Origin of the sequence: Alteraurantiacibacter buctensis (genome assembly GCF_009827655.1) — a bacterium.
GTDB lineage: Bacteria > Pseudomonadota > Alphaproteobacteria > Sphingomonadales > Sphingomonadaceae > Alteraurantiacibacter > Alteraurantiacibacter buctensis.
This window is the reverse complement of the sequence record NZ_WTYV01000002.1, coordinates 873,127-882,306: the sequence shown is the minus strand read 5'-3', so window position 1 is coordinate 882,306 and position 9,180 is coordinate 873,127. Positions and strand designations below refer to the sequence as shown.

At 63.1% G+C, this 9,180-nt stretch carries 10 protein-coding genes and 1 pseudogene; 2 read left to right on the top strand and 9 right to left on the bottom strand.

Annotated elements, in window-relative coordinates; genetic code table 11:
• The 9 genes and pseudogenes from GRI99_RS08820 to GRI99_RS08780 form a co-directional block, all read right to left on the bottom strand.
• Positions 1-722: pseudogene (locus GRI99_RS08820) on the bottom strand (hypothetical protein); the annotation flags it as partial.
• 231 nt (positions 723-953) lie between these two features.
• Positions 954-3,350 carry a DUF3987 domain-containing protein gene (locus GRI99_RS08815; protein ID WP_160771626.1) on the bottom strand — a complete coding sequence of 799 codons (2,397 nt, stop codon included), beginning with the start codon at positions 3,348-3,350 and terminating at the stop codon, positions 954-956.
• The gene (locus GRI99_RS08810) at positions 3,347-3,556 is read right to left on the bottom strand and encodes a hypothetical protein (RefSeq protein WP_160771625.1); all 210 of its coding nucleotides are present in this window, start codon (positions 3,554-3,556) and stop codon (positions 3,347-3,349) included. The genes GRI99_RS08815 and GRI99_RS08810 overlap by 4 nt, the downstream gene beginning before the upstream one ends.
• On the bottom strand, positions 3,553-3,780 hold the full coding sequence (locus GRI99_RS08805) for a hypothetical protein (protein ID WP_160771624.1): 228 nt from the start codon (positions 3,778-3,780) through the stop codon (positions 3,553-3,555). The genes GRI99_RS08810 and GRI99_RS08805 overlap by 4 nt, the downstream gene beginning before the upstream one ends.
• On the bottom strand, positions 3,777-4,133 hold the full coding sequence (locus GRI99_RS08800; protein WP_160771623.1) for a hypothetical protein: 357 nt from the start codon (positions 4,131-4,133) through the stop codon (positions 3,777-3,779). Before GRI99_RS08800 ends, GRI99_RS08805 begins: the two co-directional genes overlap by 4 nt.
• Positions 4,130-4,327 carry a hypothetical protein gene (locus GRI99_RS08795; RefSeq protein WP_160771622.1) on the bottom strand — a complete coding sequence of 66 codons (198 nt, stop codon included), beginning with the start codon at positions 4,325-4,327 and terminating at the stop codon, positions 4,130-4,132. The genes GRI99_RS08800 and GRI99_RS08795 overlap by 4 nt, the downstream gene beginning before the upstream one ends.
• A 323-nt stretch (positions 4,328-4,650) precedes the next feature.
• Positions 4,651-4,851: a helix-turn-helix transcriptional regulator gene (locus GRI99_RS08790; RefSeq protein WP_160771621.1), complete on the bottom strand. Its 201-nt coding sequence runs from the start codon at positions 4,849-4,851 to the stop codon at positions 4,651-4,653.
• 128 nt (positions 4,852-4,979) lie between these two features.
• Positions 4,980-5,732 carry a hypothetical protein gene (locus GRI99_RS08785; protein ID WP_160771620.1) on the bottom strand — a complete coding sequence of 251 codons (753 nt, stop codon included), beginning with the start codon at positions 5,730-5,732 and terminating at the stop codon, positions 4,980-4,982.
• 90 nt (positions 5,733-5,822) lie between these two features.
• Entirely contained in the window at positions 5,823-7,127 is a 1,305-nt protein-coding gene (locus tag GRI99_RS08780) for a tyrosine-type recombinase/integrase (RefSeq protein WP_237438196.1), read from the bottom strand.
• Positions 7,128-7,403: 276 nt separating this feature from the next.
• On the opposite strand from GRI99_RS08780, the gene GRI99_RS08775 reads away from it, so the two are divergent.
• Together GRI99_RS08775 and GRI99_RS08770 are read left to right on the top strand one after the other, a co-directional pair.
• Positions 7,404-8,363: a sensor histidine kinase gene (locus tag GRI99_RS08775; RefSeq protein ID WP_160771619.1), complete on the top strand. Its 960-nt coding sequence runs from the start codon at positions 7,404-7,406 to the stop codon at positions 8,361-8,363.
• An 88-nt stretch (positions 8,364-8,451) separates the two neighbouring features.
• Complete coding sequence (locus GRI99_RS08770; RefSeq protein WP_160771618.1) at positions 8,452-9,180, top strand: SDR family NAD(P)-dependent oxidoreductase; 729 nt, start codon at positions 8,452-8,454, stop codon at positions 9,178-9,180.

The following is a 9,180-nucleotide window of genomic DNA, read 5'->3' as shown; positions in this document are numbered from 1 at the left end:
TTCGGGTTCCTGCCCCCTGTCGTAACGTTATCGGTAAACACGGCCTGTCCGCCGCGATTGTCCACGTAGTAGTGAGTGTGCCGGACTTCCTGCACGCCGCCCCGGCGCATCTTGGCGAGCGTTTCCATCTGGCCCTGTGAAACTCGCATCAGCTTTGCCGCCAGGTTGCCGAACGTCTGCATGTGCGGGATCCATTCGGCATTCCCTAGCTGGCTTATCGCCCGCATTGCCGCGTCATGGGTGCAATACATCTGCACCAGCAGCAGCGCCTCGGCCTGATCGCGCGGTTCCATACTGCCGAGGAAAGCCAACGCCGCATTGTAGCGGTCTGCGTCATTCCGCCCCACCGACTTCAAGTAGTTCAACAGTTCCGCGCCACGGGCATTGACCGGCTCCATCGTGGTTGCGCCAAACGCCTGTTGCAGCTTGAGCAGCCCTAACGCCTCAGGCCCCCCGGCTATCTCGATAGTGGTGTTGCCGTCCTCGGACTTCGCAACCCTAGTCTTGACGGGCTGGCGCTGGCGCTGCTGTTCCATCGCCAGTTGGGCAAACTCGTCCTGTTCGCTGGCAGTCATATCCGACCAACCCGCGAAGCGTTCGGCCAGGTGCGCCTTCACTTCCTCAACCGGGCGATCTTTCAGGACCGGGACCGTATAAGTCTTGCCCGTCGCCGCAGGTTTCGCAGCCCGCTTACGGGCCGGTGCCTTTGCTGTTCCCGCCATTGTCAGATCCTTTGCCTGTTTTCCGCCTGTATTATCAGGCGACCCGCCGCCCGTATCCGCCCGTATATTCGGGCCACGATCCGGCAGTTGCTGCTAGTTGCTGCTTGCGCGCGCGACACGGTTTGGAAAGCGGGCCAACCGTATCCCAACCGTTCTATCGGTTCAGAGCCAGAGAGGAACGACCGGAACATTATTTGTGTCTCACGCGCGCAAGCAGCATCTGACAGCAACTTAACCAGCCAGCGCACGGTCGATTGCCTCCCTCGCTTTGGCCCGCCGCTCATTTTCCTGCCGCCCCTGTTCCGCAAACATCGCGTGGACGGCGGGATTGACCAGCCAGCGCGGAGTATTGCTCTTGAGAACAGGGTCCGCCTTTTCCAGCCACCCGAAGGCTTCCAGCTTCTCGCACAGGACGCGAAATTCATCGGCGGTTACGTGACGGAACGACTGCGACGAGCTTTGCAGATCGCGCGCCTTCACTTCCGCAACGCCCTTGGCGACGATGTAGGAAGCCATCGCCATCAGCGTATCGTGGCCAGCCGACAGGCCGAGGATGCCCGCGTAAAACGCCACCGCGCTAGGCTGCATGTAGTCATCCATGAACCGGGCAACCCGGCTGGCCGTATCGAAGCTGATTTCGCGCGGCGGGTGCAGGCCGTCCGCATGTTCGACACAGTGCCAGATTACGCACAGGCGGGCGAACATGCCGTCATACTTGCCGAAGTGCGCCGCCAGTTTGGGGGACACGCCATCGAGCGAGCGCATCAGTTCCAGGTGCTTTTCTTCCAGTTCCTGCCGCAGGGCGCGCGCCCGATCGTCAAACATCAGGGGACGGGCGAACCCGTCACCATCCCCGGCAATCGCCCCGCCCGTCAATTCCGGCCGCATCAGGTCCAGCCGCTCAATCAGCCGGTCATAGTCGCTTTGCGCCTCGCCTAGCGGTTCATCATGCCCAACGTGGCCGGGGCGCAGGATCACCGGGATAAGGCGCTGTATCAGGCCGTCATCCTGCGTATCGTTGGCGATGGCCCGCAGCGGTTCCGGCTGGATGCCGCCCAGCAGGCAAACCGAACAGTTGGAGATGTAACCCGACCCGCGCCCAATGCGGTTGTAGGTATAGACCCCGCCATTGTAGGATTGCAGCCAGAACGAACGGTCAGCCATCGCACCCTTGCCCGGCGCGTATTTGTCCATCGCGCCGAACCAGCCCGACAGTTCATCTTGCGCCGACAGCAAGCCGCGCGGGCTGTCCCGCATGATTTCCTGCGCCGCTTCCACAGTGGTATCGGAGAGGATACGCCTTTCCTGCACCAGCCGTGGGGCTTCCTTGCGTTCCTTGGCGGGCAGGCTGTCATTGGCCGCGCGGGCTTCCTGATAGGCACGGGCCAAGTTGCCATCAATCTTCCGCAGGGGCTTGAGCGCGGCGCTCAGGATCGGCGTTTTCTTCATGCTGGGGGTGCCGACAAGGCCAACCCACAGGCGCGGGCTTTCCCGCCAACCCGTATCGTATTGCTTCACCTGCACCTTGATAGCATCGGAGATTGTCCCCGCGCAGACCGTCAGCGCCGCCATTGCTAGGCCCGCAGGATCAACGCCCATCACCCATGCCGTGCGCTTCGCAAACCGCGCGATAACAGGCGGCAGCAGGTCCATAGGCATTTCCGGCGCTTCATACCGCCGCCACAGGTTCAGCGGCACGACACCGGCACAGGGCGGGTTATCGTTGGCCTGCGCAGTATCGACCAGCTCCACCCCACCCCGCAGCCCAGCCACAGGATCGGGGGCCTTGCGCGGCTGGCGCGCCCCGTCATTCAAGCCCCGTTCCACCTTGCCCTCCACCGCTTCCAGCGTCCACGGATCGCCAGAGTTGTAGGAAGGCATGGCCATGCCAGCGGCCAGCAGTTCCGCCCTGGCAGTTTCGCGGTTGAGTTCACCACCAGCGACAAGCCCACCCAGCTTGAGAGCCGCCTCATTGAGCGCGCTTTCCTGTTCGCCGTTGCCCGCGCGGCGAACCGTCTCACATTCCGCCACCAGCGCCGCCAACCCGTAGGCCGTGCCGCCAGCCGTAACAGCCAAGGTAGGCAAGGGTTCGCCAAGATCCTTTGCCTTGCCCCGTTCTATGGCTGTCAGCAGGTTTGCAGGGGCCGATGCTGGACGCAGATCGTTCGCCCAATGGTAGCAGGTGCCTTCCGGGTGGACCGAGGGCGGGACGATCACATAGCCGCCCTCTCCCCGCACTTCCGCCCCCGGCATGGTCTTGATGGGCCAGCCGTTGCGCGGGTGGCGCTGGGCATTGCGGACAGGGTGCGCCGGATCATACGCAAAATACAGGTGATAACCCTTGTGGGTGTCGCAGCGCTGCGTTGCCGGTATCGGGACGGGGCAAGCCGCCTCAAATTCGGCAGGGCTGTCCACATCGAGAACCCACACGCCCGACGCGCCGCCAGTGGGCACGCCGATCATGGCATTGGGCCAGCACGTCCACCACTGGCGAATTGTCGCCTCGTCAAAGGTGGCACCCTTGAACCCGTGTTCAATCAGCGGGCGCTTGGTCCGGGGATTGCACGGAAACACCGGCAAGCCTTCGCGGGCATAGCCAAGCGCCGCGTTCAGCAGTTCATTCGTCATGCAGTGGGGCCTCCCACGAAATCGCAGGCAGATTGCCCGCGCGCCAGTTCCAGCGCGACCGCGAGGGCCGACCACCAGTTGCGGCATTCGATAGCCAGCACATCACGCGGCTGGCCGAGCGGCATCAGGTAAGCAAAGGGGCGGCGGTTGTGATCGTGGTCGATCCAAGACCAGCCCGCTTCATGGGTGACGGTGGCAACAGTCATGCGGCGCGCCTCCCCGGCTTGGGGTCAGGCAAGCGCTTAACCAGGGGCAGGCCCCGCGTCAGGTCGAACGAAAGGGCATCACGCACCAGCGGCAACGGTCCCGCCTCAGTGCGCCATCCATCTTCCCAAGGATCGCCCTCGTAGGTGGCGAACCAGTTACCATCACGGTTGCGGACGAGTTCAACCTTGCGCGTCGGCGGTTGAGTGAAGCGCAGCACGGTCATGCGGCCACCGCCTGCGCTTCCGGGCGCACAATGCTGTAAGCCATGACCGGCTTGCCCATGTCGCCCATGCGCCGCCCCACTTCAAACAGCAGGCCGCGCTTGACGAGTTCACCGGCACGCGGGCGCACCACATGTACCGGCAATCCAAGAGCCTCCGCAATCTGCTCAGGAATTGCCCCAGCAGGCCCGTAGAGCGCCCATGCGTCGAACATCTGGCGGTGACGGCGGGCGAGGGTCTTGCTCACGTGCTCAGCCGCTTCCTGGCTGTTTTCGCGGGCCATCGTGGAATTGCCCTTGAAACCCGCAGCGGTGCCGTCACGGTAACGCGGGAAGGTATTGCTCATATCGTTCATTGTTCAGCCTCCACGGCCACGCCCGCCCGCTCAGCGAGGGTCAGGAACCAGTCAATCTGCTTGTCGGAAAGCGGCGACGCATCGGCCACGCATTGCCCCATGAAGGAGCCAGCCGCCCGAGACAGCCGCCCATTGGCGAGGATTTGCAACGCCGCTTGCCTGCGCTGCTCCCAGCTTTCGAGGTGATAGGTCATGCCCCACCGCCCCGGCGATACTTCGCCAAGCTGTTGCCTTCGAGTGCGGCCAGACCCGCCCTCAGCGCAAGGTCAGCAGCGCCCCGAGACAGACGGCGACCATCGGCCAGACCGTTGCGATGCTGTTCAATCGACCAGCGGTTGCGCGCCTGCCACAATGCGGCTTCGAACCGTTGCAAGTCAGAGCCGGTTTCGCTATGTTCCTGATACTCGCTGCCGGGAAGCTGAGAGTTATCAGAGGGCCGCCGATCCAAGCTGAGGATCGTGCGGCCTTCGCGTCCTTTACGGCTGGACGCTAGGCCATCCCGTGTTGCCAGCACAGGTCACGCCGCTTCCGCTTCCGAGGTGGACTGAAAGCGGTTGGCCTCCTTCCACGCCTCAATGTCAGCGGGGTCGTAATAAACGCGGCGACCGCACTTGATGAACTTGGGGCCGACCCCCTGCGTGCGCCAATTTTCCAAGGTGCCGGGTGTCGCGCCTACAAGCGGTGAAGCGCCTTTCGTGTCGAGAAGTGGGTTTGCCATATTCCACAGTCCATATTGGCGGCGCGGGATGTGCCGCCTTCAATGGACGTGGTTAAAGCACGATGGACTCGGGCTAATCCATGTAATGGTTTCGGCTTTTCATGTTAACAGAGAAGGGCTTTTCTTTGTTAAGCCACCTCAACCCGCCTTCTGAGTTCAGATCGGTAAGCCTCGCCATCTGCCTTTAAGTTATAAAGCGCTTGATCAGTGGTTCTTATCATCCCAAGAGCCGGTGATAGATCATTCTTTGCGCCCTCAACGCAGGAGAGATATGTTTCCTCTCCAAGTTCGCGAATTACTTGCGTTTTCCAGCGCGCAATTGTCGTCCATTGTTCGCCAAAGGCGTGCGCGATTTCAATTTGGGAGGCCTGCGCTGTGTTCCCGTGGGACTGCAAGAAAACGTCCCACGCCAGAGCCTTCATCTGATAAAAGGCAAGGCGATAGGCATTGATAGGCCTTCCCTTCTTTGCCCTCTTCGGCTTGGTCAGGCGCGGAGCATCACCAGCGGCTAGCGCTAGCAATTCTTCCCTCAAGGCGCGGATAGACGACTTCTCTCCAGACTTCGCGGGATGAAGGAACAGCGGTTCCAAATGAAACAATCTGTCGGCCAAAACCCGCAGATGTTCTTCGGTCGGTGCGTCTTCCGGCGGGCTTTCGCCGTAGACCACCGCCATTATGTCATTACCCAATGCCGTTGCCACGAACATGAGAGCCGCATCCAGCGTGGTATAGGCGATCCCAGGCCTAATCTCGTCTATCGCAGTGCCATCGTAGGCCCGCTTCATCGATGCCATGATTTTCAACATCGCCCCCGGGAGATTGCTCCCGATGGCCGCATCAATTTCCCGCATCTCGTCTGATGTTAAACCAAGAAACGACATATGCCCTCCGCTGGGCATCCGCAGGTAAAACGGAGCGGCAGACCGGGCGGAAACCGGCCTTTCGGGAGCTACCCTAGCCGCCCCGCCCGTTCATGCCCGCCGACCGGCGAGTTGAACCACGTTGGTCTTGTCCGTGTCGGTCAGGACCGCTTGCAAGTGTGTCGCCCACGCATCCAGCGCAGCGCGTTTTTCAGCCGCCCAATCGTGGCGCTGATAGATCCCGGCCACGCCAGAGCGCGAGCCGCTGACATGGTTGAGTATGGCCTCTGTCACCTCAAACCGGATGCTGAGCCGTTGCATTCCAGTGGCCAGCGTCCGCCGCAGATCGTGCAGCGTCCAGTGGTCTAGGGCCTCTCCCCGGTTCGCCTTGGCAATCTTGGCATCGAGCCGTGACTTGGCCTTGGAGAACCCGCTAACGGCAGTCTTGCCCGTGGTGGAGAACAGCAGGCCACGGCGGGGCCACTTGTCCCCCTTCCCTTTCATCGCCGTAAGCTCATCAACGGCCAGTGGCGACAGCGGCAGGTCCAGCGCATTGCCATTCTTGGCCCGTTCGGCTGGCAGGTGCCACATGGCTTCACCTTCGCGTAGTTCATCCCAACGCAGGCCCGCAACTTCCTCACGCCGCGCGCCGGTAAGGATCAGGAGCCGCACCAACGGGCCAAACGGCGAACCAATCTCGCCCGCAGCCCGCCAGACAAGCGCCAGTTCCCAATCTTCCAGCACGCGGTCACGGCTATCGGGCAGAGGCGGCGACTCCATCCCGTCGAATGGCGAGACTTTCAAATCATCTTCCGCCACCGCGAAATTGAACAAGCGGCGCAGGATCGCGAACAGCTTGCGAGCCGTGGCCGATTTCCCCTTCACGGGCGACAGCACCGCGCGGATATCGCGGCGGGTGATTTCAGGCAACGGCGTTGACCGCAGCACAGGCAGCGCAAAGCGATCCAGCGTGGCCCGAGCGTCCTTGTGCGATGCAGGCCAATGAACCTTGAGACAATCAGTCTCGAAGCGGTCCAGATACTTGTCGAAAGCAAGTTCGACTGCCTGCCGGTGTTGTTCCTTCTTGTCGCGCTGGGGATCGGTGCCGACAGCCACCAGCCGCGCAAGGTGTTCCGCTTCCTGGCGGGCCTTTTCAGCCGTGAACGGGCCAAACTTCCCAATGGTGAACCGGCGCACCTTCGCACCCCGCCCACCGAGTCGGTACTGATAGATGAAAACCTTGGAGCCGGACGGCGTAACCTTGACACCGAACCCAGCCAGCTTGTCATCCCATACAAAGCTGTCCTTATCCCCGGCGCGCAGGTCGGACAGCAGCGTTTTGGTAATCCGGGCCGTAGCCATGTGATTGCTAACTCCGATTTCAGCAATCACAATAGCGGGAAGCCCCGTGAACATCAATGGAACAGCGGGAACTATCCCCTGCCTTTTCCCCTTGTGCAAACGCTACGGCCTCCGAGTGGACCCGATAACTCTTAATCAGCGGGTCCTAGGTTCGAGCCCTAGTGCGTCCACCATTCTCCTGCAATTTGTAGTCATGCAGGCCCGCCTGGGCCTGAAACCGTGTCAAGCTGGACAGCACCCTGATAATGCGCAACAAGTTGCGCGCCCTGGAGTGGGTGAGACTGATCGTCGTTTTTGCCGCAAGGCCTGTCCTACGAGGGTTTCGTCGCCATGACCCGCTTTCCCCGCATTCGCCGCGCCTTGCGAGTGACGCCGTCGGTACCCGCCGCGATCGCGATCATCGTCCTGTGTGCGCTGACCGGAGCGGCCCTGCGCTGGTCGATCTCGACCCTCGCCCCGACGCTGTTGTTCGTCACCTTCCACCCCCTCGTACTGATCTGCACCCTGCTCGCGGGCTGGCGCGCGGGGGCGGTGTGTGCGGTAATCAGCGGGCTGCTGGCGGTGGCCTTCTTCACGCCCGACAACGCGCCCGGCCTGTTCACCGCCCCCGGCGAGCTGGGCGGGTTCGTCGCCTTCCTGCTGGCCGATTCGGTGATCATCGCCACCGGCAATTCGCTGCGCAACACCGTTCGCGCGCTGGACGATGCGGTGCACCTGTCCGACAAGCTGAACCAGGAACTGCAGCACCGCGTGGGCAATTCGCTGGCCGTGGTGCAGGCCGTGGCCCGGCAATCGGCCAGGGGCCGCACGACGCAGGAGTTTCTGCCCGTTTTCGAGGAGCGGATGCAGGCACTGGCCCGCGCCAGCCGCTATCTTGGCGCAGGTCCGGGCCTGGTGTGCGATGTCCGCAAGCTGGTGGAGGAAGGCTGCAGCGCGTTTCTCGGCGCCGGCAACATCGCAATGGACGGGCCCGACTGCCGGGTATCGACCGATAGCTGCATCCCGCTGGTCATGGCTCTGCACGAACTGTGCACCAACGCGGTCAAGCACGGCGCGCTGTCGGTGCCGGAGGGGCGTGTGCAGGTTAGCTGGCGCATGGCCGAGGGTGGCCGGCAGGTGCTGCTGACCTGGCAGGAAGCAGGCGGCCCGCCGGTCACCGCGCCCAAGCGGCGGGGGCTTGGCTCGGCCGTGCTGCGCGCGCAGAGTGGGCTGGCTGCGGTCGACCTGGCCTACGATCCCGCGGGCCTGCGCTGCACCATCCTGATCGACGGGGCCGCAACGGCGCACTGAGCGCGCGGCCGCCCCTGGCCATTTTGCCCATTCCGCAAACCCGCGCTGCCGGTTAAGGCACCTGCAAAAGCAAACGCGGGGAGAGAACGTGAGCATCCTGAACAATCGTGTCGTCGTCGTCACCGGGGCCAGCTCGGGCATCGGCAAGGCCTGCGCCATCGGCTTCGTGGCCAAGGGCGCCAGGGTGGTGCTGGCCGCGCGCCGCACTGAGCGCCTGGCCGACCTGGTGGCCGAGATCGAGGCCAATGGCGGCGAAGCGCTGGCCGTGGCCACCGACGTGACCGACGAGGCCGCGGTCGCCAACCTGTTTGCCGAGGCCGTGGCGCGGTTCGGCACGGTGGACGTGCTGATCAACAATGCCGGCATTGCCGAGAACACGCCGGTGGACCAGACCAGCCTGGACCACTGGAACCAGGTGATCGGCACCAACCTGACCAGCGCCTTCTTGTGCGCCAAGCACGCCTGGCCCATCTTCAAGGCGGGCGGCCACGGGCGCATCGTCAACGTCGGCTCCATCAGCGCCAAGGTGCCGCGCAGCGAGTGCCCCAGCTATACCGCCAGCAAGTTCGGCCTCTCCGGCCTCACCCACGCGCTGGCGCTGGACGGGCGCGACCACAACATCGCCGTGTCGATCTTCCACCCCGGCATCGTCGCCACCGAGATCATGCCCGGTTCGGTCAAGCTGCCGGAGAACTTCGCCGCCACGCCGGAAGAAGCCGCCGGGATCATCATTCACATGTGCGACATGCCCGATCACCTCAACTTCTACGAAGCGCTGATGGTGCAGAACAAGCTGCCCTTCCTGGGCCGGGGCTGA